At 67.4% G+C, this 20,489-nt stretch carries 27 protein-coding genes; 11 read left to right on the top strand and 16 right to left on the bottom strand.

The annotated features are described in order from the left end of the window. Positions 1–22: 22 nt before the first annotated feature. Positions 23–1,303 carry an amidohydrolase family protein gene (locus AC07O4_RS05410; RefSeq protein WP_495303936.1) on the top strand — a complete coding sequence of 427 codons (1,281 nt, stop codon included), beginning with the start codon at positions 23–25 and terminating at the stop codon, positions 1,301–1,303. 71 nt (positions 1,304–1,374) lie between these two features. After that, entirely contained in the window at positions 1,375–1,884 is a 510-nt protein-coding gene (locus tag AC07O4_RS05405; protein WP_095948601.1) for a DinB family protein, read from the top strand. Between the two features lies 1 nt (position 1,885). Here the strand turns inward: AC07O4_RS05405 and AC07O4_RS05400 are convergent, their stop codons facing one another. From AC07O4_RS05400 to AC07O4_RS05370, 7 genes are all read right to left on the bottom strand, one after another. Continuing rightward, positions 1,886–2,377, bottom strand: a complete 492-nt coding sequence (locus AC07O4_RS05400) for a RidA family protein (protein WP_062477794.1) — start codon at positions 2,375–2,377, stop codon at positions 1,886–1,888. An 86-nt stretch (positions 2,378–2,463) separates the two neighbouring features. Further along, the gene (locus tag AC07O4_RS05395; protein ID WP_056580656.1) at positions 2,464–2,784 is read right to left on the bottom strand and encodes a non-heme iron oxygenase ferredoxin subunit; all 321 of its coding nucleotides are present in this window, start codon (positions 2,782–2,784) and stop codon (positions 2,464–2,466) included. Between the two features lie 17 nt (positions 2,785–2,801). Further along, complete coding sequence (locus AC07O4_RS05390) at positions 2,802–3,767, bottom strand: Bug family tripartite tricarboxylate transporter substrate binding protein (RefSeq protein ID WP_495303935.1); 966 nt, start codon at positions 3,765–3,767, stop codon at positions 2,802–2,804. After that, the gene (locus tag AC07O4_RS05385) at positions 3,764–4,132 is read right to left on the bottom strand and encodes a chorismate mutase (RefSeq protein WP_495303934.1); all 369 of its coding nucleotides are present in this window, start codon (positions 4,130–4,132) and stop codon (positions 3,764–3,766) included. The genes AC07O4_RS05390 and AC07O4_RS05385 overlap by 4 nt, the downstream gene beginning before the upstream one ends. Before the next feature lie 9 nt (positions 4,133–4,141). Beyond that, entirely contained in the window at positions 4,142–4,624 is a 483-nt protein-coding gene (locus AC07O4_RS05380; protein WP_495303933.1) for an aromatic-ring-hydroxylating dioxygenase subunit beta, read from the bottom strand. Then, the gene (locus tag AC07O4_RS05375; RefSeq protein WP_495303932.1) at positions 4,621–5,880 is read right to left on the bottom strand and encodes an aromatic ring-hydroxylating dioxygenase subunit alpha; all 1,260 of its coding nucleotides are present in this window, start codon (positions 5,878–5,880) and stop codon (positions 4,621–4,623) included. The genes AC07O4_RS05380 and AC07O4_RS05375 overlap by 4 nt, the downstream gene beginning before the upstream one ends. Positions 5,881–5,908: 28 nt before the next feature. Then, positions 5,909–6,898: a 2Fe-2S iron-sulfur cluster-binding protein gene (locus tag AC07O4_RS05370; protein ID WP_495303931.1), complete on the bottom strand. Its 990-nt coding sequence runs from the start codon at positions 6,896–6,898 to the stop codon at positions 5,909–5,911. A gap of 133 nt (positions 6,899–7,031) precedes the next feature. Between AC07O4_RS05370 and AC07O4_RS05365 the strand changes: the two genes are divergently transcribed. After that, positions 7,032–7,952 carry a LysR family transcriptional regulator gene (locus tag AC07O4_RS05365; RefSeq protein WP_062477812.1) on the top strand — a complete coding sequence of 307 codons (921 nt, stop codon included), beginning with the start codon at positions 7,032–7,034 and terminating at the stop codon, positions 7,950–7,952. Here the strand turns inward: AC07O4_RS05365 and AC07O4_RS05360 are convergent. Then, complete coding sequence (locus AC07O4_RS05360) at positions 7,949–8,398, bottom strand: 2'-5' RNA ligase family protein (RefSeq protein WP_369628946.1); 450 nt, start codon at positions 8,396–8,398, stop codon at positions 7,949–7,951. The two genes, AC07O4_RS05365 and AC07O4_RS05360, sit on opposite strands and share 4 nt — an antisense overlap. A gap of 335 nt (positions 8,399–8,733) precedes the next feature. Between AC07O4_RS05360 and AC07O4_RS05355 the strand changes: the two genes are divergently transcribed. Then, on the top strand, positions 8,734–9,348 hold the full coding sequence (locus AC07O4_RS05355) for a porin family protein (RefSeq protein ID WP_062477817.1): 615 nt from the start codon (positions 8,734–8,736) through the stop codon (positions 9,346–9,348). 70 nt (positions 9,349–9,418) lie between these two features. Here the strand turns inward: AC07O4_RS05355 and AC07O4_RS05350 are convergent, their stop codons facing one another. The 5 genes from AC07O4_RS05350 to guaB form a co-directional block, all read right to left on the bottom strand. Continuing rightward, positions 9,419–10,408 (bottom strand): hypothetical protein, encoded by a 990-nt coding sequence (locus tag AC07O4_RS05350; protein ID WP_492744982.1) that lies wholly within the window; start codon positions 10,406–10,408, stop codon positions 9,419–9,421. A gap of 196 nt (positions 10,409–10,604) precedes the next feature. After that, complete coding sequence (gene guaA / locus AC07O4_RS05345; protein ID WP_062477832.1) at positions 10,605–12,224, bottom strand: glutamine-hydrolyzing GMP synthase; 1,620 nt, start codon at positions 12,222–12,224, stop codon at positions 10,605–10,607. 11 nt (positions 12,225–12,235) lie between these two features. Next, positions 12,236–12,670 (bottom strand): type II toxin-antitoxin system VapC family toxin, encoded by a 435-nt coding sequence (locus AC07O4_RS05340; RefSeq protein WP_070060761.1) that lies wholly within the window; start codon positions 12,668–12,670, stop codon positions 12,236–12,238. Next, positions 12,667–12,915 carry a type II toxin-antitoxin system Phd/YefM family antitoxin gene (locus tag AC07O4_RS05335; RefSeq protein ID WP_070060762.1) on the bottom strand — a complete coding sequence of 83 codons (249 nt, stop codon included), beginning with the start codon at positions 12,913–12,915 and terminating at the stop codon, positions 12,667–12,669. The genes AC07O4_RS05340 and AC07O4_RS05335 overlap by 4 nt, the downstream gene beginning before the upstream one ends. 77 nt (positions 12,916–12,992) lie before the next feature. After that, the gene (gene guaB / locus AC07O4_RS05330) at positions 12,993–14,462 is read right to left on the bottom strand and encodes an IMP dehydrogenase (RefSeq protein ID WP_062477841.1); all 1,470 of its coding nucleotides are present in this window, start codon (positions 14,460–14,462) and stop codon (positions 12,993–12,995) included. Between the two features lie 128 nt (positions 14,463–14,590). Between guaB and AC07O4_RS05325 the strand changes: the two genes are divergently transcribed. Beyond that, positions 14,591–15,109, top strand: coding sequence for a DUF4124 domain-containing protein (locus AC07O4_RS05325; protein ID WP_095948612.1), 519 nt, complete (start codon positions 14,591–14,593; stop codon positions 15,107–15,109). Between the two features lie 15 nt (positions 15,110–15,124). On the opposite strand, the gene AC07O4_RS05320 is transcribed toward AC07O4_RS05325, so the two are convergent. Both AC07O4_RS05320 and AC07O4_RS05315 read right to left on the bottom strand, forming a co-directional pair. After that, positions 15,125–15,472 carry an RnfH family protein gene (locus AC07O4_RS05320; protein WP_062477848.1) on the bottom strand — a complete coding sequence of 116 codons (348 nt, stop codon included), beginning with the start codon at positions 15,470–15,472 and terminating at the stop codon, positions 15,125–15,127. Then, positions 15,472–15,918, bottom strand: a complete 447-nt coding sequence (locus AC07O4_RS05315; RefSeq protein ID WP_062477851.1) for a type II toxin-antitoxin system RatA family toxin — start codon at positions 15,916–15,918, stop codon at positions 15,472–15,474. Before AC07O4_RS05315 ends, AC07O4_RS05320 begins: the two co-directional genes overlap by 1 nt. Positions 15,919–15,980: 62 nt before the next feature. Between AC07O4_RS05315 and smpB the strand changes: the two genes are divergently transcribed. From smpB to AC07O4_RS05285, 6 genes are all read left to right on the top strand, one after another. Further along, the gene (smpB, locus tag AC07O4_RS05310; protein ID WP_062477854.1) at positions 15,981–16,457 is read left to right on the top strand and encodes an SsrA-binding protein SmpB; all 477 of its coding nucleotides are present in this window, start codon (positions 15,981–15,983) and stop codon (positions 16,455–16,457) included. Between the two features lie 95 nt (positions 16,458–16,552). Continuing rightward, a complete protein-coding gene (locus AC07O4_RS05305) occupies positions 16,553–16,933 on the top strand; it encodes a COG4315 family predicted lipoprotein (protein WP_495303930.1) in 381 nt (126 codons plus the stop codon). A 24-nt stretch (positions 16,934–16,957) separates the two neighbouring features. Continuing rightward, positions 16,958–17,464: a sigma-70 family RNA polymerase sigma factor gene (locus AC07O4_RS05300; RefSeq protein ID WP_492734614.1), complete on the top strand. Its 507-nt coding sequence runs from the start codon at positions 16,958–16,960 to the stop codon at positions 17,462–17,464. Positions 17,465–17,480: 16 nt separating this feature from the next. Then, positions 17,481–18,305 (top strand): anti-sigma factor family protein, encoded by an 825-nt coding sequence (locus AC07O4_RS05295; protein WP_495303929.1) that lies wholly within the window; start codon positions 17,481–17,483, stop codon positions 18,303–18,305. Positions 18,306–18,382: 77 nt separating this feature from the next. Next, positions 18,383–18,778, top strand: coding sequence for a COG4315 family predicted lipoprotein (locus tag AC07O4_RS05290; protein WP_062479812.1), 396 nt, complete (start codon positions 18,383–18,385; stop codon positions 18,776–18,778). A gap of 98 nt (positions 18,779–18,876) precedes the next feature. Then, on the top strand, positions 18,877–19,554 hold the full coding sequence (locus tag AC07O4_RS05285) for a hypothetical protein (RefSeq protein ID WP_495303928.1): 678 nt from the start codon (positions 18,877–18,879) through the stop codon (positions 19,552–19,554). Between the two features lie 13 nt (positions 19,555–19,567). On the opposite strand, the gene AC07O4_RS05280 is transcribed toward AC07O4_RS05285, so the two are convergent. Further along, positions 19,568–20,485, bottom strand: coding sequence for a DMT family transporter (locus AC07O4_RS05280; RefSeq protein WP_369628953.1), 918 nt, complete (start codon positions 20,483–20,485; stop codon positions 19,568–19,570). Positions 20,486–20,489: the final 4 nt, after the last annotated feature.

The following is a 20,489-nucleotide window of genomic DNA, read 5'->3' as shown; positions in this document are numbered from 1 at the left end:
TTCGAAAAAAGACACCCCACCGATGCTCGACCTCCTCATCACCAACGCCACCCTCCCCGACGGCCGCACCGGCATGTCGGTCGCCGTGCAGGACGGCCGCATCGCCGAGGTCACGCCCGGCCTGGCCGCGCCCGCGCACGAGACGCTCGACGCCCAGGGCCTGCTGCTCGCGCCGCACTTCGTCGACCCGCATTTCCACATGGACGCCACGCTGAGCTACGGCCAGCCGCGCGTCAACCAGAGCGGCACGCTGCTCGAAGGCATCGCGCTGTGGGGCGAGCTCAAGCCGCTGCTCACGGCCGATGCGCTCATCGAACGCGCGCTCGCGTATTGCGACTGGGCCGTGGCCAAGGGCCTGCTGGCGATCCGCTCGCACGTGGACACGAGCGACCCCAGCCTGCTCGCGGTCGATGCGCTGCTCGAGGTGAAGCGCCAGGTGGCGCCCTACATCGACCTGCAGCTGGTGGCCTTTCCGCAGGATGGCGTGCTGCGTTCGCCGGGCGGCGTCGACAACCTCACGCGCGCGCTCGACAAGGGCGTGGACGTGGTCGGCGGCATTCCGCACTTCGAGCGCACCATGGCCGACGGCGCGGCCAGCGTGAAGCTGCTGTGCGAGCTGGCCGCCGGGCGCGGCAAGCTGGTCGACATGCACTGCGACGAGTCGGACGACCCGCTCTCGCGCCACATCGAGACCCTGGCCGCCGAAACGCTGCGCCTGGGCCTGCAGGGCCGCGTGACGGGCTCGCACTGCACCTCGATGCACTCGATGGACAACTACTACGTGAGCAAGCTGCTGCCGCTGATCGCTGAGAGCGGCGTGAGCGTGGTGTCGAATCCGCTCATCAACATCACGCTGCAGGGCCGCCACGACAGCTACCCCAAGCGCCGCGGCATGACGCGCGTGCCCGAGCTGCTGGCGGCCGGCGTGAACGTCGCCTTCGGCCACGACTGCGTGATGGACCCGTGGTACGGCATGGGCTCGGGCGACATGCTCGAGGTGGCCCACATGGGCCTGCACGTGGCGCAGATGACCGGCCAGGCCGGCATCCACCAGTGCTTCGAGGCCGTGACCACGCGCGCGGCGCGCGTGATGCACCTGGACGGCTACGGCCTGGAAGCCGGCTGCGACGCCAGCTTCGTGCTGCTGCAGGCGCGCGACCCGGTCGAGGCCATCCGACTGCGCGCGACGCGGCTCAAGGTGTTCCGCAAGGGCCGGCTGCTGGCCGAGACGCCCGCGGCCACCGCCGCGCTGCACCTGCCGGGACGCGGCGACCGCACGCGCTGGATGCTCGGCGAGCGCTGATCCTGTTTCGGGTGGACAGGCGCCGCACCTGCCGCGAACATCCGGGTTCCCCGATGACAAGGACACCCGACATGAGCGCCCCACCCCTGCTGCGCACGCTGTTCCAGTACCACGCGTGGGCCAACGACGAGCTGCTGGACCGCATGGCCAGCCTCGACCCCGTGCAGCACGCCGACGCCCGGCATGCCGCGATCCGCGTGGTCAACCATGCCCATGTGGTGAACCGGATCTTCGCGGGCCACCTCACGGGCACGCCGCACGGCTTCACCGACGACAACACGCCCGAAACGCCCACGCTGGCCGACCTGCGCGCGGCCGTGGCCGAGTCCGACCGCTGGTATCTGGCGTATCTCGACACGCTCACGCCGGCGCTGCTGGCCGAGGCGCTGCCCTTCGTGTTCACCGACGGCGACAAGGGCCGGATGACACGCGAAGAAATGCTGGCCCACGTCGTGACGCACAACGGCTACCACCGGGGCGAAGCCGGCCGGCTGCTGGCGCAATGCGCGGTGCGCCCGCCGCGCGACACGCTGGCGGTGCACCTGCACCGCAGCGAACCCGCGCGCCGCGAACGCTCCTAGGTCAGGCGGCGTGGGTCGTGGCGACCGTCATCTCGACCTCGACCGTCGCGTTCTTCGGCAGCGCATAGACGCCAACCGCCGTGCGCACATGCACGCCGGCTTCGCCGAACACGCGGTGCAGCAGGTCGGACGCGGCATCGGCCACCTCGCTTTGCTGCGTGAAGTCGGCGGTGCACTGCACAAACACGCCGACGCGCAACACCTTCTCGACCGCATCGAGCGAGCCGAGTGCGCGCCGAAGCAGCGCGAGACTGCGCAGCGCGCAGATCTGGGCGCCTTCGCGCGCGGTGTCGAGCGACACCGCATCGCCCACACGGCCGGTGACGACCACCGTGGTGCCCACGCGCGGCACCTGGCCGCTGAGGTAGACGGTGCGGCCGTCGCGCACCAGCGGCACGTAATGGCCACCGGCCAGGATCTCGCCGTCGAAGCGGTGGCCCAGTTCGGCGGCAATCAGGTCGGCGATCTGGTCGCGGCTGTGTGGTTCTGTCATCGGATGTCCAGGAAAACGGACCGCCATTGTCGCTAACCGGTCGGGCGCGAACCGATACAGATCGGCCCCGCCGCAGGCAGAACAGTTCAGCCCTCGAACGCCAGGAACACCCGCCCGCCTTCGATCTTCACCGGGTAGGTGCGCAGGTCTTCGGTGAGTGGCGCGCACATGGCCTTGCCGCTGCGCACGTCGAAGCGGCCCTGGTGCAGCGGGCATTCGATCTCGTGGCCTTCGAGGAAACCGTCGCACAGCCGCGCATGGCCGTGCGTGCAGATGTTGTCGGTGGCGTGGATGCCGTCGTCGGTGCCGTACAGCGCGATGTCGCGCCCCTGCACCTCGATGCCGACCACGTCGTCGGCGGGAACGTCGTCGACCGCCGCGGCGTCGACCCAGGTCATCGTGCTCATCGTGTGCTCCCTTTGTCTCAATCGGGCTTGAGGCCGGCGCGGTCGATCACCGGCTTCCAGCGGCGCAGTTCCTCGTCCATGAATTTCGACAGGCCCTCGGGCGTGCTGCCCACGGGGTCGAAGTACGCGGTCTGCAGGCGCTTGACGGTTTCGGGGTCCTTCAGCGCGGCAGCGATCTCGCGGCTCATGCGCTGCACCACGTCGTTCGGCGTGCCCTTGGGCGCCATGTAGGCGAACCATGGCACGGCCTGGATGTCGGGCAGGCCTGACTCACGCAACGTCGGCAGGTCGGGCAGCAATGCCGAACGCTCGGCCGAAGTGACGGCCAGCGCCTTGAGACGCCCGGCCTTGGCCTGCGGCATCACCGTGACCGGCGGCAGGCAGGCGTACTGCACGTCGCCCTGCACGATGGCCGTCACGGCCTGGCCCGACGACGCGTACGGAATGTGCACAGCGAACGACTGCGTCTTGGCCTTGATGAGCTCCACGCCCAGGTGCGAGATCGAGCCGTTGCCGGTCGAGGCGAAGTTGAACTTGCCGGGGTTCTTCTTCATCGCCGCCAGCCAGCCCTTGACCGAATCGACGCCCATCGAATTCGAGACCGCGCAGACGTTCGGCGTGGTCGCGGCCAGCGACACCGGCACGAGGTCCTTGAACGGGTCGTACGGCAGGTTCTTGTAGAGGATGGTGTTGTAGACCAGCGGCGCGTTCACCGACAGCAGGAAGGTGTAGCCGTCGGGCTGCGCCTTCGAGACCGCATCGGTGCCGCTGTTGCCGCCCGCGCCGGGCTTGTTCTCGACGATCAGCGGCTGGCCGATGCGCGCCGCGAGCTTGTCGTTGACGATGCGCGCCAGGATGTCGGGCGACGAGCCTGCCGCGAACGGCACGACGATGCGCACGGGGCGCTGCGGCCAGTCCTGCGCATGGGCAGCCGCGGCCAGGGCCACGGCGGTGAAGGCGACGAAGAGGCGTGCGCGCGTCATGGCTGCCCCTCCACGTCGACCATGCCCAAGTGATCCTGCTGCTCGCGCGCGATGAAGCCCGCGATGAGCGCGCGGTAGGCGGCCTCGACCACCTCCGGGTAGGCGCCCTCCTTCTCGGCGAGCGCCTTCACCTTGTCGATCACTTCCTGCTGGCGCTGCGGCGCCGACACCTGGAAGGCGTCGCGCTTGAAGCGCGCGGCGTCCCTCACGTAGCGGCCGCGCTCGGCCAGCAGCGCGACGATCTGGCGGTCGAGCCGGTCGATGTTCTCGCGCACTTCAGCGAGGTTGGCGCACAGCGGCACGTAGGCCGGGTCGGTGAAGCGGCGCAAAGGGGCACCGTGGGTCTCTGGTTCTTTTTCTGGCATGGCTCTATTTCAGATGGGGTAAATGATGGAGTTCGGGATCATTTCGCTGTCGAACACGCACAGGCGCGCCGCGAATTTCAAGCCCTCGGGGGTCTGCACGACCTTGTCGATGTAGCGACCGACATTGAACACGGTCGACGACCCGTCGAGCTTGGTGCGGAACACCGCGTAGTTGGCCTCGCTGTGGATGGTGCCGTCGTCGTCGACGCGGTGCACCAGCGGCAGGCCCACCACGTGGCGCTGGTAGTACGGGTCGTGGAACAGCGTCTCCTTGATGCCGTAGACGCGGTCTTCGAGCATGCCCCGGCTTTCGAACGAGAGCGTGGCCAGCGGCAGGCCGCGTTCGTGGTTCTCGCGCGGCTGCAGGCGATAGCTGCACTGCTCGGTGAAGAACGCGGGCCACAGATCCCAGTCGCCCGAATCGACGGCGTGCGCGTACGCCGCATACAGGCGCGACAGGTCGAGGTAGGTGGCGGTGTCGAGCGTGCTCATGCGGCCTCCATCACTTCACGCCAGTAGCGGTACATGCCGCGGATCAGCGTCTCGGTCACCATGTGGTCGGTGTTCTCCACCTCGCGCCCGCCGAGCTCGGCCAGCGTGCGGTGGTAGGGCTTCTGCTCGAAGCCTTCCTGCGAGAACTCGATCACCTCGCCGTCGTCGGCCGACACGAAGCCCGCCGGCCCGAACAGGTTGGCCTGGCGCAGGCGGCGCTGCGTCATCTCGGGCGTGTCGTCCTCGAAGCCGAAATGCGTCCAGACGAAATCGAAGGCGTCATGGCCCACGGGTTGGATGTGGCGCGTCGACACGCTGTTGACCTGCTGCTGCAGGATGAGGCTGGGGAACAGCGTCATCATCACCGCTGTCGGCCCGCCCCACCAGGGCTCGGGCACGATGTCGAGAAAGCGCGGGTCTTTCAGCTGCATGCTTTCCTTGAAGCTCGACACCTGCGTCACCTGCGCGGCCTTGCCGGCGCTGCCACGCGTGGAGATCATGGCGGCGTGGCGCCCGCGCGCGTCCATCTTCAGCTCCGACTTGTTGTCGGCACGCCAGAGCCCGAAGGTCACGAACCAGGTGTGCAGCAGGCCCGGGTGGTACGGGTCCTTGATGTTCTCCTGCATGAGCTTCCAGTTGCCCGGTATGCGCTGGCGGCTGTAGCCCAGGATGGTGAGCTTGCGGCCGTCGAACAGGCGGTCGAAGTAGTGAAGGATGTCGGGGCCGAGAAAGTCTTCGAACGATTCGATGTCGTGGTCGAACGACGCGAACACCACGCCGCCGCGCGACGCGACCTTGAGCTTGTTCAGGCCGTGGTCTTCGGTCTTGAAGTCGGCCGGCATGCCGCCGTGCACCTTGCCGTCCTGCTTCACGCCACGGCGGAACGGCACGCCCTGCAGGTCGCCCTTGAGCGTGTAGTTCCACTGGTGGTAGGGGCAGACGAACTCCTTCTTGTTGCCGTGCCGCTCGCGGCAGAACTGCATGCCGCGGTGCGCGCAGACGTTCTCGAACACGTGAATCGCGCCTTCTTCGTCGCGCGACAGGATGACCGAGCGCTCGCCGATGGTGGTGCGCTTGAAGTCGCCCGGGTTCGGAATCTCGGCCTCCAGGCCGACATAGCACCAGTGCTTGTCGTAGAAGAAGCGCTGCAGCTCCTTCTTGTGCAGGGCCTCGTCGGTGTAGGCCATGAAGGGAATGCGGCTGGTCTTCTCGCTCTCCCAGTGCAGCTCGATGGGGAAAACGGCTTGCGTGGTCATCGGGTCTCCTTTTCTCTTGTTCGGTTCTTCAGGTGCCTTGCAGGTAGAAGGCATCGGCATGCGTCTGCTCGGGCGCCAGGCCGTGCGTCTGCACCAGCCGGCTCGCGGCCTCCACCATCGGTGGCGAGCCGCACAGGTAGGCGCGCCAGCCGTCGAGCCCCGCGGGCAGGTCGGCGCGGATCGCGTCGGTGATGAGCCCCAGCCGCTGGCCGTCGCGCGCGGGGCCGGCGACCACCACGACGTGCACCTTCAGGCCGGGGTGCTGCGCCTGCAATTCACGCAGCTCGGGCAGGCCGTACACGTCGGCGTCGGAACGCACGCCGAGGTAGAGATGGATCGGCTGCGTCAGCCCCGCCGCGACCGCGCCGCGCACGATCGACAGGATGGGCGCGAGCCCCGTGCCGCCCGCCGCGCAGAGCATCGGCCCGCGGTGCTTGGTGCGCAGGTAGGCGGTGCCCAGCGGGCCGCTCACGCGCACGGTGTCGCCCACGCGCAGCTGCTCGAAGATGTGGGCGGTGACGCGGCCGCCCGGCACGCGGCGCACGTGAAATTCGAGCTCCGCGTCGCGGCTCAGCCCGGCCATCGAATACGGCCGAGCCAGCTCGGGGCCGAACTGCAGCTGGGCGTACTGGCCCGGCGAGAACGCCAGCGGCTTGTTGGGTTTGAGGCGCAGGCGGCGGATGTCGTGCGTGAGCACGTCGATGCCCGTGACCGTGGCCTTGAGCACGCGCGCCGGGTGCACCACGACCTCGTCGGGCTCGGGAATCTCGATGGTGCAGCTTTCGGTCAGCGTGCTCTGGCAGGCCAGCACGTAGCGCTCGCCCTGCCCGTCGGGCCGGATCGCGTCCTGGCCGCCGTCGAGCAGCTGGCCCGACACCACCTTGCAGCGGCAGGTGCCGCAGCGCCCCGACATGCAGCTGTACGACACCGGCACCTGGTGCTCGCGCAGCACCTCGAGCAGGTTCGCGCCGGGGCGGACCTCGAGGGTGCGGGCAAGGGGGTGAATGTGCAGGTCCATCGTCGGGCTCTCTTTTTCTGGCGCCGGCGGCGGGGCCGGCTTGTCTCTGGGCACGGATGATGCGCGGCCTCTTCCGATTGACCAATAGAATCTGGTGAATCGGCTGTATCACCGGCATGAATAAAGGTGCGCCATGCAACTCAAGGACATCGACCTCAACCTGTTGCTGGTGTTCGACCGCATGCTGGCCGAGAAGCGCGTGTCGGCCGTGGCCGAGTCGCTGGGCCTGTCGCAGCCCGCCATCAGCAACGCGCTGGCGCGCCTGCGCAAGCTGCTGGGCGACGAGCTTTTTCTGCGCACCGCGCGCGGCATGGAGCCCACGCCCTTCGCGCTGCAGCTGGCCGAGCCGGTGGCCTACGCCATGGGCGCGCTGCACACGGCGCTCAACCAGCAGGTGGTGTTCGACCCCGCCACGAGCACGCGCAGCTTCACGCTCGCCATGACCGACATCGGCGAGATCTACTTCACGCCGCGCCTCATGGAAACGCTCTCGGCCGCCGCGCCGGGCGTGACCATCAGCACGCTGCGCAACAACACCGCGACCCACCTGCGCGACGACCTGGAGGCCGGCCATGTCGACATCGCCATCGGCCTGCTGCCGCAGCTCAAGTCGGGCGTGTTCCAGCGCCGGCTGTTCCTGCAGCGCTATGTGTGCCTGTTCGCGGGCACGCACCCGCTGGCGCGCAAGCGCAGCGTGTCACTGAAGGACTTCAGCGCCGCCGACCACGTGCAGGTGCAGGCCGCCGGCACGGGCCACGGCAAGGCCGACGACGTGATGGCGGCGCAAGGCATCCAGCGCCGCATCCGGCTCAAGGTGCCGCACTTCGTGGCCATCGGCCACATCCTGCAGTCGAGCGAGATGATCGCGACCGTGCCCGAGCGGCTGGCGCGCAGCATCGCCGAGCCCTTCGGCCTGGTGTGGCGACCGCACCCGGTGGCGCTGCCGCAGATCGCGATCAACCTGTTCTGGCACGCGAAGGTGCACCGCGACCCGGGCAACCAGTGGCTGCGCGGGCTGCTGTTCGACACCTTTGCGGATCAGGACGGCGCCTAGGCGGGCCAGCGGCCCAGCACCTCGTGCACGCCCTCGCCCACGTGGCTGTCGATGAGCACCAGCGAATGGGCGGCCCACCGCGCCGGCGCTTCGAGCGCGTGCTTTTCGAGCTTGCGCCGCGCATAGGCGACGGTCATGTGTGGCGTGAACGCGCGCGAGGGCTTCAGGCCGACATCGGCCAGCGCCTCGCCCAGGCGCTGCCTGAACGCGCGCAGGGCCGCGACGTTGGCCTCGTCGTCGGCGCACAGCACCAGCGCGCCTTTCGCGTAGCTCATGGATTTTTCGAAAACGACGTCGAGCGCCGGCACGGGCACCGCGGCGGCCGCGGTCGATGCTTGGGCCACCTTGTCGGCCGGCACCTGGTCGTGGTTGCCGAGGTCGAACAGCGTGACGTGCAGGCGCTGCGCCTCGACCACTGTGCCCTTCAGGGCGTGCTGGGAGTTCATGCGCGCGCCGAGCGCGGCGATGGTTTCGGCGTCTTGCGGGGTGGGAAGCAGTGCGAAGAAAAGCGAGTGCGGCAGCGGCGCCTTGCGAGGGGCCTGGGTGCCGCGAGGCCGCGGCAGGGGCCGCGGCGGGGGATCGATTCCGGGAAGAAGAAGCTGAGCTGACATGTGTCGATCATCGCCCATGGCAAGGGCCCTTCATGAGGCCTTCAGCAAACGCGAAGCTCGTCTTCAGCTTGGTTTTTGAGAATCGTCGGACGGTGGCGGCAAGGCGAACAACGACACGCCGCCCATCCACGCATTCATTCAATCGATCAATCAACCAACAGGATTTCATCTTGACGAAAACGCAAGCCCGCCTCGCACTCGCAGCCCTCTGGCTCGGCACCGCCTCCGTCGGCGCCTTCGCCGCCGGTCTCGACAAGGACACCGGGCTGTATGTCGGCGGCGCCATCGGCCGCTCCAGCTACAGCCTGTCGTCCTCGAAAAACGCCCCCGTGCCCGTGCCATGGGGCGGCAAGAAGGCCGACAAGAGCGGCACGTCGTACAAGCTGTATGGCGGCTACCGCCTGACCGAGCACTTCGGCGTGGAAGCCGGCTACGCCCGCCTCGGCAGCGTGAGCCAATGGAGCTCGGCCTACGGCGGCTCCAGGCTGCAGACCGGCACCGGCCAGGTCTTCTACGCCGCCGCCACCGCCCGCATGCCCCTGGGCGACGCCTTCGCCCTCAACGGCCGCCTCGGCGTGGCACGCGGACGCATCTCCGGCGACAACAAGTGGGCCCCGGCCAACCAGCGCATTTCGGGCAGCGGCACGGGCCTGATGGTGGGTGTCGGCGCCGAGTACCGCATGACGCAGAACCTCGCGATCACCGCCGACTACGACTACTTCGGCAAGCTGTCGAAGCAGGCCAAGGGCGGGATGTTCACGGTGGGTTTGAAGGCGAACTTCTGATTTCCAGAGGTCTACCGAAGCAAACAGAAAAGCGCCGTGCGGCGCTTTTCTGCTTCAGGAGTCAGCAGCGTCATGAGGCCGCCGATTTCGATCGAATGACAAGTTGAGTGCCATCATCAGGAATAGTCACTCGAGGCGCATCCACTCGGACTCTTGTTCCCTTGATCTCTTTCACTGCCAATAGCCACCGGCCACTCCACCTCAGTTGCACTTCCGCACGAATCAGATTCAAGACCTCATCGCATGGCAGCACATCACTTCCGCCCGAGGGAACGACCTTGGGTTGAATCGCTGCAACCACGCGCAAGCAAGTTTCTTTCGAGACACTGAGGGTTGAAACGCCTGGCAAACGCAAGCCGACCCTTTCTGCGATCACAGTGCCGATGTATGCAGGTCCGCCGAGTGCAAGGAAGACTGCAGCGGTCGCCAAAAGACAACCGCCCCAAACGACTATCGCGTTGACGTGCGCATTGGCATTCGCTGCGAAGGTGTTCGCCAGCATCAAGGCAACAAGTAGCACAGGAAAGGCGACGAAGCGCCAGTCGATCCAACTGTCGGGCGGGTTCCTGAAGACGCCAGTGGTGTCGATCGCCAAGTACGCGCCCATGGGCAGGAAAGAGGCTCCGAGAAAAATTGCGGCGGCCGCCATGAAGAAATCCAACGGAGATCGTCTCGGCTTCTCTCGAAACAGCCGATAGATGGTGCCTGCTGCCGCCACTCCACCCGCGACGGCAACGAGTCCCCACCAATCAAATGTACGAAACACCCATGCGGCCAGACACAAGGTGGACGCCCACTGTCCGATAAAAATCGTCAACCGACTGAGCCTCTTTACTTCGTAGGCCGCGATGACAGCCGCAGTTCCGAACAGCACGATGGTCATGCATGACCAGATGAGAAAGAGCCACAGAGCTGCAATGGACCCCAATGCCATGATGCCCATCAGGTCCGGCGGAACGTAGTCGATCGAAACGAAATAGCCATAGAGAGCTCCGCAGCCGACGAGGAACGCAATGAATCCGACCGTCTTCCATGGATAGCCGTCCGCAATCGTTCGCAAGACCGTCAGGCTCCGCCCAGGGACGCTCGCCGTCTCGCTCTGACGGTCCATTGCAGCAGGCAGAGCAGTAGTTGCAGATGCCTGGCTATTTCTTCGTTTCATTGACCCCCCTCCGGCAAATCTCACGCCGTCCGCCCTCAAGCCTGCATCGGGACAAAGAAAAGGCGCCTCACGGCGCCTTTGGTAGTTCGGGACATCACTCCCACTCGATCGTCGCCGGCGGCTTGCTCGACACGTCGTAGGTCACGCGGTTGATGCCGCGCACCTCGTTGATGATGCGGCCCGACACTTTCTTGAGCAGCGCGTACGGCAGCTCGGCCCAGTCGGCGGTCATGAAGTCGCTGGTCTGCACGGCGCGCAGCGCGACGACGTAGTCGTAGGTGCGGCCGTCGCCCATCACGCCCACGCTCTTCACGGGCAGGAACACGGTGAAGGCCTGGCTCGTGAGGTCGTACCAGGTCTTGCCAGTTTCAGCGTCGGTGAAGTTGCGCAGCTCTTCGATGAAGATCGCGTCGGCGCGGCGCAGCAGGTCGGCGTATTCCTTCTTCACTTCGCCCAGGATGCGCACGCCCAGGCCGGGGCCGGGGAACGGATGGCGGTAGACCATCTCGGGCGGCAGGCCCAGGGCCACGCCGAGTTCGCGCACTTCGTCCTTGAACAGGTCGCGCAGCGGTTCGAGCAGCTTCAGGCCGAGCTGCTCGGGCAGGCCGCCCACGTTGTGGTGGCTCTTGATGGTGACGGCCTTCTTGCTCTTGGCGCCGCCCGACTCGATGACGTCGGGGTAGATGGTGCCTTGCGCCAGGAAGGTCGCGCCCTTGTGGCCGCCGTCACCCGCCTTGAGCTTGGCGGCTTCCTGCTTGAACACGGTGACGAACTCGCCGCCGATGATCTTGCGCTTGGCTTCGGGGTCGCTCACGCCGGCGAGCTTGCCCAGGAACAGGTCGCTGGCATCGACGCGGATGACCTTCGCGTGCAGCTTGCCTTCGAACATCTCCATGACCATGTCGCCTTCATTCAGGCGCAGCAGGCCGTGGTCGACGAACACGCAGGTCAGCTGGTCGCCGATGGCGCGGTGGATGAGCGCAGCGGCCACGCTCGAATCGACACCGCCCGACAGGCCCAGGATGACTTCTTCGTCGCCCACCTGCTCGCGGATCTTCTGCACGGCTTCGGCGATGTGGTCGCGCATGACCCAGTCGGGCTTGGCTTCGCAGATGCCGAGCACGAAGCGGTCGATGATGGCCTTGCCCTGCACCGTGTGCGTGACTTCAGGATGGAACTGCAGCGCGTAGTAGCGGCGCGCCTCGTCGGCCATGCCGGCGATGGGGCAGCTGTCGGTGCTGGCCATGAGCTTGAAGCCCGGCGGCAGCTCGGTGACCTTGTCGCCGTGGCTCATCCACACGTTGAGCATGCCGAAGCCCTCGGGCGTGGTGAAGTCGGCGATGTCCTTCAGCAGTGCAGTGTGGCCATGGGCGCGCACGGCGGCGAAGCCGAACTCGCGCTTGTGGCCGCCCTCGACCTTGCCGCCGAGCTGGTGCGCCATGGTCTGCATGCCGTAGCAGATGCCGAGCACCGGAATGCCGAGGTCGAACACGGCTTGCGGGCACTTGTCGGTGGTCTCTTCGTACACGCTGGCGTGGCTGCCCGAGAGGATCACGCCCTTGAGGTGGCCGTCGGCGGCGTATTCGCGCACCCACTCGTCGGTGACGTCGCAGGGATGCACTTCGCTGAGCACATGCGCTTCGCGCACGCGGCGTGCGATGAGCTGGGTGACTTGCGAGCCGAAGTCGAGGATGAGGATCTTGTCGTGTTGCATGGCGAAAGGACTCAGAGCGTTGAAATGTCGAACAGCTTGACGCCCGCGTGCGGCGCCGCCTGGATGAGGTGCTCGTCGAAGGTGGCGAGCGGAAGGTTGAGCGATTTGGCGAGCCAGAGGTAGCCCGCATCGTAGAGCGAGACGCCCGCGTCGATGGCCACGGCGAGCACGGCCTTGTGCTGGGCCGGCGCGAGGTCGTGCAGTTCCACGCGGTGGCGGATGGCGTCGAGCACGCTCCACAGGCCCTCGACGGCCGATGCCGGGATGCGGCCGCTGCGCACGCCGTTGGCAAGGATGTTGGCGCACTCCCATTGCCAGGCGTTGGGCGCCTGCGGCTCGACCTCGTCGCGGCGAATGGCGGCGTAGAGCCTGCGGGTGTGTTCGCTGGCCTGGTCGGGCAGCAGCCAGGCGGCGGTGACCGAGGCGTCCATGACGAAGGCGGTCATGGCTGGCGTCCCTGGTCCAGGAGCTCGCGGGTCGTGGGGCCGGGCTGGATGGTGGCGTGCAGCGCGTCGATCTGCCCGAGCTCGCGGGCGATCTGCTCGTCGGTGATGACGGGTTTGCGGCGCACCGGCAGCATGCGCACGACTTCCTTGCCGTGGCGGGTGATGCGAACCTCCTCGCCCTTTTCGACCAGGTCGATCAGGGCCGAGAAGTTGTTCTTGGCTTCAGCGATGCCGATGGATTGCATTTGGGCCAGAAAATTTGAATCTGGCCCAAATTTTAAGCCGAGTCTGGCCTGACTTTCAAGGTCTGGCCAGATTGGGCTTACTCAGCGCGGTAGTTCGGGGCTTCCTTCGTGATCTGCACGTCGTGGACGTGACTCTCACGGATGCCGGCCGTGGTGATCTCGACGAACTCGGCCTTGTTCTGCATGTCCTCGATGGTCGCGCAGCCGCAGTAGCCCATGCTGGCGCGCACGCCGCCGGCCATCTGGTAGACGATGGAGACGATCGAGCCCTTGTAGGGCACGCGGCCTTCGATGCCTTCGGGCACGAGCTTGTCGGTGTTGGGGTTGCCGGTGGTCGACTCCTGGAAGTACCGGTCGGCACTGCCCTGCTGCATCGCGCCGATGGAGCCCATGCCGCGGTAGCTCTTGTAGCTGCGACCCTGGTACAGCACGATTTCGCCCGGCGCCTCTTCGGTGCCGGCGAACATGCTGCCCATCATCACGGTGCTCGCGCCGGCGGCGATCGCCTTGGCGATGTCGCCTGAGTAGCGCACGCCGCCGTCGGAGATCAGCGGAATGCCCGTGCCCTGCAGCGCGGTGGCGACGCTGTCGACCGCCATGATCTGCGGCACGCCCACGCCGGCCACGATACGGGTGGTGCAGATGGAACCCGGGCCGATGCCGACCTTGACCGCGTCGGCGCCGGCGTCGGCCAGCGCGCGCGCTGCGTCGCCGGTGGCGATGTTGCCGCCGATGACGTCGACCTGCGGATAGTTCTTCTTGACCCAGCGCACGCGCTCGATCACGCCGGCGCTGTGGCCGTGGGCGGTGTCGACCACGATGGCATCGACGCCGGCCTTCACCAGGGCTTCGACGCGCTCTTCGGTGCCGTCACCCACGCCGACCGCCGCGCCCACGCGCAGGCGGCCGTTGGCGTCGCGTGCGGCATTGGGGAAGCTGGTCTGCTTGGTGATGTCCTTGACGGTGATGAGGCCCTTGAGCTCCCAGTCGCCGTTGATGACCAGCAGGCGCTCGAGCTTGTGCTTGTTCAGCAGCGCCTTGGCCTCGGCCAGCGTGGTGCCGTCGGGCACGGTGATGAGCCGGTCGCGCTGCGTCATGATTTCGCTGACGGGCACGTCGTAGCGGTTCTCGAAGCGCAGGTCGCGCCCCGTGACGATGCCGACGACCTTGCCGCCGTCGATCACCGGGAAGCCCGAGATGCCGAGCTGGTCGGACAGTGCCATCACCTGGCGCACGGAGTGCGTCGGCGTGATCACCACCGGGTCGCGCAAAACACCGGACTCGTAGCGCTTGACGCGGGCCACTTCGGCGGCCTGCTGCTGCGCGGTGAGGTTCTTGTGCACGATGCCGATACCGCCCTCCTGCGCGATGGCGATCGCGAGGCGGGCTTCGGTCACGGTGTCCATGGCCGCCGAGACGAGCGGCAGGTTCAGCGTGATGTTGCGGGAGAACTTGGTGGCGAGAGACGTGTCCTTGGGCAGGACTTGGGAGAATGCTGGCACCAACAACACGTCGTCGAAGGTGAGCGCTTTGCCGAGAAGGCGCATGGGTGAGGCTCCAAAAGACGGATTGTAACGAGGCCCTCGCCCGCTTCGCCGGCGCGGGTTCTTTTTGACCGTTGCAAAACCGCCTATTCCGGATGTTGCAAAAAGTAAGGCCCGGCTAAACTCCGCGCATGAATCTCCTGCATTGGCTGGTACTGGGTTGCGCGTGCGCGCTGCCGCTCTCGGCGAGCGCGCAATGGCAATGGGTCGACAACAGCGGCAAGAAGGTCTTCAGCGACCAGCCGCCGCCCACCGACATCCCCGAAAAGAACATCCTGCGCCGCGCCGGCCCCTCGCCGTCGGCCCGTGCGCCCGCCCCGGTCACGCCGGCCCCCGAGGGAAGCAGCGAGACGGCCGCAGCCCCCAAGGCCGCGCCGCCGCCCAAGCCCACGGGCGTGGACAAGGAACTCGAGGAAAAGACCAAGAAGGCCGAGGCTGAGCAGAAGGCCAAGGAAGCGGCTGAAGCGGCCAAGATCGCCAAGGCCAAGGCCGAGAGCTGCGCCCGCGCACGCGAAGGCAAGGCTACGATCGACAGTGGCATCCGCCTCGCCAAGGTCAACGCCAAGGGCGAGCGCGAAATCATGGACGACGCTGCGCGCGCAGCCGAGCAGAAGCGGGTTCAGTCGGTCATCGACAGCGACTGCAAGTAAGCCGGCGGCGGCGGCTCAGTAGCCGTCCTTGCCGCCCTTGCGCTTGTTCGCGAACAGGCCCGTGCCGCGCGCGCCTTGCCGCTGGAAGCGTTCACGGCGCGCCACCTTCGGATCGACCGTGAGCGGCCGGCACAACTCGATGCGGTCGCCGTCCTTCAACGGCTGCTCCCACGCCACCGCCCGGCCCCAGATGCCCGGCGTCATGGCATGCCGCCAGTCCAGGTCGGGAAAGCGCTGCATGAGATCGCTGGCCTTCACCGCCTCGGCCACCGCGGTGCCGGGCGCGAGTTGCAGGACCTGCTCGAACACCTCGCGCGCCGCCGGCGAACAGCTCAGCGTGACTTCGATGCGGCGATCGGCCATCAGCCTTCGCCGTAGACCTGTTCGGCGCGCTTGACGAAGGCTTCGACCAGGCTCGAGGCGATGGTGTCGAACACCGGCCCCACCAGGGCCTGCAGCGCGAAGTTGCTGAAGCCGTAGCTCATCTGCAGCTCGACGCGGCAGGCGCGTTCGCCCTGCTCGCCCACGGGGTGGAATTTCCAGGTGCCGTCGAGGTTGGAGAACGGCCCGTCGACCAGCTTCAGTTGCACCTCGCGGCCCGCGATGTGCGTGTTGCGGGTGGTGAAACTCTGGTGCAGCCCGGCGAAGGCCAGGCCGACTTCGGCGGTCATGCCGCCCTCGTCCTGCTCGATGACGCGCGACTTGTCGCACCAGGGCAGGAACTGCGGGTACTTCGCCACATCGGTGACGAGCGCGTACATTTCTTCGGCGCTGTACCAGATGAGGACGGACTTGTGGACTGTTTTCATAGAATCGGCACAGCGTGCGCGACGGATTGTATTGAAGCCATGCGCCCCCAACTTCTCGAGCCATGGCCACCAAGAAACAAGACACCTCCTCCCGCATCGCCGACAACAAGAAGGCCGCCTACAACTATTTCTTCGAAGAACGCTTCGAGGCCGGCATGGTCCTCGAGGGGTGGGAAGTCAAGTCGCTGCGTGAAGGCAAGGTGCAGCTGACTGACGGCTACGTGGTGATCCGCGACGGCGAGCTGTTCGTGGTCGGCTGCCAGATCAACCCGCTCAAGAGCGCCTCGACGCACGTCAATCCTGATTCGGTCCGCACCAAGAAGTTGCTGCTGCACAAGGAAGAGATCAAGCGCCTCGTCGGCAAGGTCGAACAAAAGGGCTACACGCTGGTGCCGCTGAACCTGCACTGGAAGGCCGGCAAGGTGAAGTGCGAGATCGCGCTCGCCAAGGGCAAGGCCGAGCACGACAAGCGCGACACCATCAAGGACCGCGAAGGCAAGCGCGAAGTCGAGCGCGCGATGAAGAGCCGCAACCGCTGATTTTTCTTTTTTTGGGCGGCATGGAATAAAACGCGCGCTGCGGGCGTTTGTGCGGTGTCATCGATCGTCGATGCCATCAACCCAGGAGTCTTTCCATGTCACCTATCCGCATGTCCTCCGTCGGCATCGCCGCCGCACTGCTCGGCAGCCTGCTCGCCCTCCCCGCGTTCGCCCAGCCCAAGGCCGCCGATGGCGCGCTGGTCGGTGCGAACGGCATGACGCTCTACACCTTCGACAAGGACACGGCCGGCAGCGGCAAGTCGGCCTGCAACGGCGGCTGCGCCACCAACTGGCCGCCCTTCATGGCGGCCGACAGCGACAAGCCCAGCGGCGACTTCACCATCGTCACGCGCGACGACGGCAAGAAGCAATGGGCCGCCAAGGGCTGGCCGCTGTACTACTGGGTGAAGGACACCAAGCCGGGCGACAAGACCGGCGACGGCGTCAACGGCACCTGGAAAATCGCCAAGCCCTGAGTCGAACAGGCTCCCGGCCTACCCATGGACGCCCGCCTGCTGGTCGAGCACATCCCGAGCCTGCGCCGCTATGCGCGTGCGCTCACGGGCAATGCCTGGGCGGCCGACGACCTGGTGCAGGACACGCTCGAGCGGGCCTGCGGCAAGTGGCGGCTCTGGGTGGTGGGCACCGACCTGCGCGCCTGGCTCTTCACGGTCATGCACAACCTCTTCGCCAGCCAGGTGCGGCGCCGGCCGCCGCCGCATGCGGTCGTGCCGCTGGAGGAGGTAGCGCCCGAACAACTGCAAGGCGGCGCCGATCCGAGCCTCGGCCTCGATCTGCAGCGCTGCCTGATGCAACTGCCCGAAGAGCAACGCGCCGTGCTGCTGCTGGTGACGCTCGAAGACCTGTCCTACGCCGAGGTGGCGAAGGTGCTCGGCATTCCGATCGGCACCGTGATGTCGCGCCTCTCGCGCGCCCGCCTTCGCCTGCAGGAACTGATGGACGGCGCCGCCGCGTCCAGCCGCCCCGGCCTGCGCCGCCTCAAGTGACGTGAAGCACCCCGCCATGAACCGCCCCCCCCTGCCCCCCACCGACGACGAGCTGCACGCCTGGGTCGACGGCCAATTGCCGCCCGAACGCCGCGAGGCGGTCGAGGATACGCTGGCGCGCGATCCGGCCGTGGCGGCCCGCGTGGCGGCCTGGCATGCCCAGCGCGACGCGTTGCGCCGGTTGCACGGTGGCCTGCTCGACGAACCTGTGCCTGCGCCGCTGATGGGCGTGCTCGAGCGGCGCCGTGCCGAGGCCGGTCGCTCGACCCCCTGGCTGCGCTGGGGCGGCATGGCCGCCGGCCTGCTGGTCGCCTTCGCGGCCGGCTGGCTCGGCAATGCCCAGTGGTCGAGCGCGCCGCGCGCGGCCGGTGCCTCTTTGGCACGCGCACCGGCCGTGCGCGAGTTCGTGCGCGACGCCTCGGTGGCCCACGTCGTCTACACCCCCGAGAAACGGCACCCCGTCGAAGTGGCCGCCGCCGAACAGCAGCACCTGGTGCAGTGGCTGTCCAAGCGCCTCGACCACCCGCTCAAGGTGCCCGATCTGTCCTCGCTCGGCTACACGCTGGTCGGCGGACGCCTGCTGCCCGGCGAAACCGGCGCGCGCGCGCAGTTCATGTTCGAGGACGCGGCGGGTGAACGCATCACGCTGTACATCGGCACGCTCGACGCGCAGGCCGCGGACGCCGCTGCCTCGCGCGAAACCGCCTTCCGTTTTGCTTCGGACAGCGCCGTGCCGAGCTTCTACTGGGTCGACCGGGGTTTCGGCTATGCCGTGGCCGGTCGCCTGCCGCGCGATGCGCTACTGAGACTCGCGACCCTGGCCTACCGCGAGTTATCGTAGCGACGGCATAAACTGCCGGTTCGCGCATTCACCTGGCTTGTTTTCGCGATTGATTTTTCAACTGAAGGAGAAACTGCATGAAATTGCTCAGCGCCTCGATCCTCGCAGCGGCACTGCTCGCCGGCTGCGGCGGCATGTCCACCAAGACCGCTGGAGCGCCCGACACGCCCACCCGCACCGCCGACGGCGTGCTGGTCGGCCCGAACGGCATGACGCTCTACACCTTCGCCCGCGACACCGCCAATGCCGGGACCTCCGCCTGCAACGGCCAATGCGCCACCAACTGGCCGCCGCTCGCCGTGGCCGACGCCGCCAAGCCCATGGGAGGCTACACCATCATCGTGCGTGAAGACGGCAAGAAGCAGTGGGCCTACAAGGGCTGGCCGCTGTACTACTGGGCCAAGGACACCAAGGCCGGCGACAAGACCGGTGACGGCGTGGCCAACGGCGCCTGGAAGGTTGCCCGTCCCTGATGCGGTCGATGTGATGGCGCCGGCCTGACCGGTGCCCCCACCCACGAAGCCTCGGCCTGCGCCGGGGCTTTTTTCATGGTGCACGGCAGAATGGCCCGATGACTTTTGCCGACACCACCCCGGATGCCTTCCACGCGCTCGTGTCCCATGGCCTCATCACCGACGCGCAGCACGATGCCGCGCTCGCGCATCCCGAGGCCCCCGCCCTGCCACCGATTCCCGGCCCCGCGCATGCGCTGGCCTGGATGCGCCTCAAGAATCTGATCGCCGAGGAAGAACTGGATGCGGCTGTGGAACGCCTCGAAGCCGCCTCGCCGGCCGTCGCGGCGTTCACCGAAGCGGAAGACATTGCCTACGACGCGGACGACCTGCTGGACCTCGGCAAGACCGGCATCACACACGAGGCCGTGGTCGCGCTGTTCAACGAAGGACTGATCGACACCGAAACCCGCGACCTGGCGCTGCGTGCGGCGCCCCTGACCGGCGCGCCCGCCGCCCTGGGCCCCACGCTGGGCTGGCTGGTGACCGACGGCCTGCTCGACACGGCGCCGTTCGAAGCGCTTCGCGCCCGTGTTGCCGCCGAGCCGGCCTTCGCGACGGCAGCCGACCACCGACGCATCCTCGACGAAGCCCAGGCGACCGTCGCCGCCGACGAGCAGGAGACCGCCGACATGCTCAAAGAGTTCGCGCGCAGCCAACGAGCCAGCTGGCGCAACTTCGGAATGATCGTGGTGGCCGTCGTGATCGTGATCGGCTGGTACCTCTTCGGCCGCTGAGGGCGGCGAAAGGTCAGTGCGCGCCCGGCAGCGCGCTGTCCGCCAGCGTGGTGCGGCGCCCACGCAGCGCGAGCAGCTCGTTGAACACCAGCGCGCCAATCACGAGCACGCCGCCCGTCAGCACGCTGGCCGCGGGCGTCTCGCCGGCGCCGAGCCAGGCCAGCGCGATGCCGAAAATCACCTCGAGCAGCGCCAGCAACGCCACCTCGGGCGCCTTGAGCACCTGCGCGCACAGCACCGAGAGCACGCAGGGAATCGCCAGCTGAAACACACCCAGGAAGGCCAGCAGGCCCAGGTCATGGGGGCCGGCATGGAACGGCCAGGCCAGCGGCAAGGTGACGAGTGCGGAGAGGGTCGCGCCGATCAGCACCGCAGGCACGAGGTCGACATCCTGCCCCTTGGCGTGCGCATGCTGGACCACGGTCCATTGCGTCGCGCCGGCCAGCGGCACGCACAGCGCCACCAGCGTGCCGACGAGCGACCCACCGCCACCGCCCAGCAGCTGCGTGCCGTACATCCAGCCGATGCCCAGCCCGGCGACCACGATGGCCGCCCAGGTGCGCACGGGAAGCTTGTGCCCGATGAAGAGGCGCGCGGCCAGTGCGGTGAACAGCGGCCCGAGCGACATCGTGACCAGCACGCTCGCGGTGGAGGTGAGGGTCAGCGCCACCATGAAGGCCGTGAACATCACGGCCCAGCAGACGCCCGAGATCCACAGCGAGCGCCCGCCGCGGCGCAGCAGCGAGAACACCGCCCGCCCCCGCCAAAGCGGCAAGATCACCAGCAGCGCCAGCATCGTGAAGAGGCTGCGCCAGAAGGTGATCTCGAAACTGTGCGCCTGCGCCAGGTGCCGCGTGACAACGCCCGCCGTGCCCCACATGAGGGTCACGGCGACCATCAGCCCGACGGCTGCGCCATGCGTGAGGCGCATGAAA

The organism is Variovorax sp. GW821-FHT09D04 (assembly GCF_059416405.1).
Note: the sequence above shows the minus strand (reverse complement) of the source record. Positions and strands in the feature narration are given on the sequence as shown.

Coding starts and splice junctions, on each gene's coding strand:
- AC07O4_RS05410 (WP_495303936.1), top strand. CDS start 23: ATGCTCGACCTCCTCATCACCAACGCCACCCTCCCCGACGGCCGCACC.
- AC07O4_RS05405 (WP_095948601.1), top strand. CDS start 1,375: ATGAGCGCCCCACCCCTGCTGCGCACGCTGTTCCAGTACCACGCGTGG.
- AC07O4_RS05400 (WP_062477794.1), bottom strand. CDS start 2,377: ATGACAGAACCACACAGCCGCGACCAGATCGCCGACCTGATTGCCGCC.
- AC07O4_RS05395 (WP_056580656.1), bottom strand. CDS start 2,784: ATGAGCACGATGACCTGGGTCGACGCCGCGGCGGTCGACGACGTTCCC.
- AC07O4_RS05390 (WP_495303935.1), bottom strand. CDS start 3,767: ATGACGCGCGCACGCCTCTTCGTCGCCTTCACCGCCGTGGCCCTGGCC.
- AC07O4_RS05385 (WP_495303934.1), bottom strand. CDS start 4,132: ATGCCAGAAAAAGAACCAGAGACCCACGGTGCCCCTTTGCGCCGCTTC.
- AC07O4_RS05380 (WP_495303933.1), bottom strand. CDS start 4,624: ATGAGCACGCTCGACACCGCCACCTACCTCGACCTGTCGCGCCTGTAT.
- AC07O4_RS05375 (WP_495303932.1), bottom strand. CDS start 5,880: ATGACCACGCAAGCCGTTTTCCCCATCGAGCTGCACTGGGAGAGCGAG.
- AC07O4_RS05370 (WP_495303931.1), bottom strand. CDS start 6,898: ATGGACCTGCACATTCACCCCCTTGCCCGCACCCTCGAGGTCCGCCCC.
- AC07O4_RS05365 (WP_062477812.1), top strand. CDS start 7,032: ATGCAACTCAAGGACATCGACCTCAACCTGTTGCTGGTGTTCGACCGC.
- AC07O4_RS05360 (WP_369628946.1), bottom strand. CDS start 8,398: ATGAACTCCCAGCACGCCCTGAAGGGCACAGTGGTCGAGGCGCAGCGC.
- guaA (WP_062477832.1), bottom strand. CDS start 12,224: ATGCAACACGACAAGATCCTCATCCTCGACTTCGGCTCGCAAGTCACC.
- AC07O4_RS05340 (WP_070060761.1), bottom strand. CDS start 12,670: ATGACCGCCTTCGTCATGGACGCCTCGGTCACCGCCGCCTGGCTGCTG.
- AC07O4_RS05335 (WP_070060762.1), bottom strand. CDS start 12,915: ATGCAATCCATCGGCATCGCTGAAGCCAAGAACAACTTCTCGGCCCTG.
- guaB (WP_062477841.1), bottom strand. CDS start 14,462: ATGCGCCTTCTCGGCAAAGCGCTCACCTTCGACGACGTGTTGTTGGTG.
- AC07O4_RS05325 (WP_095948612.1), top strand. CDS start 14,591: ATGAATCTCCTGCATTGGCTGGTACTGGGTTGCGCGTGCGCGCTGCCG.
- AC07O4_RS05320 (WP_062477848.1), bottom strand. CDS start 15,472: ATGGCCGATCGCCGCATCGAAGTCACGCTGAGCTGTTCGCCGGCGGCG.
- AC07O4_RS05315 (WP_062477851.1), bottom strand. CDS start 15,918: ATGAAAACAGTCCACAAGTCCGTCCTCATCTGGTACAGCGCCGAAGAA.
- smpB (WP_062477854.1), top strand. CDS start 15,981: ATGGCCACCAAGAAACAAGACACCTCCTCCCGCATCGCCGACAACAAG.
- AC07O4_RS05305 (WP_495303930.1), top strand. CDS start 16,553: ATGTCACCTATCCGCATGTCCTCCGTCGGCATCGCCGCCGCACTGCTC.
- AC07O4_RS05300 (WP_492734614.1), top strand. CDS start 16,958: ATGGACGCCCGCCTGCTGGTCGAGCACATCCCGAGCCTGCGCCGCTAT.
- AC07O4_RS05295 (WP_495303929.1), top strand. CDS start 17,481: ATGAACCGCCCCCCCCTGCCCCCCACCGACGACGAGCTGCACGCCTGG.
- AC07O4_RS05290 (WP_062479812.1), top strand. CDS start 18,383: ATGAAATTGCTCAGCGCCTCGATCCTCGCAGCGGCACTGCTCGCCGGC.
- AC07O4_RS05285 (WP_495303928.1), top strand. CDS start 18,877: ATGACTTTTGCCGACACCACCCCGGATGCCTTCCACGCGCTCGTGTCC.
- AC07O4_RS05280 (WP_369628953.1), bottom strand. CDS start 20,485: ATGCGCCTCACGCATGGCGCAGCCGTCGGGCTGATGGTCGCCGTGACC.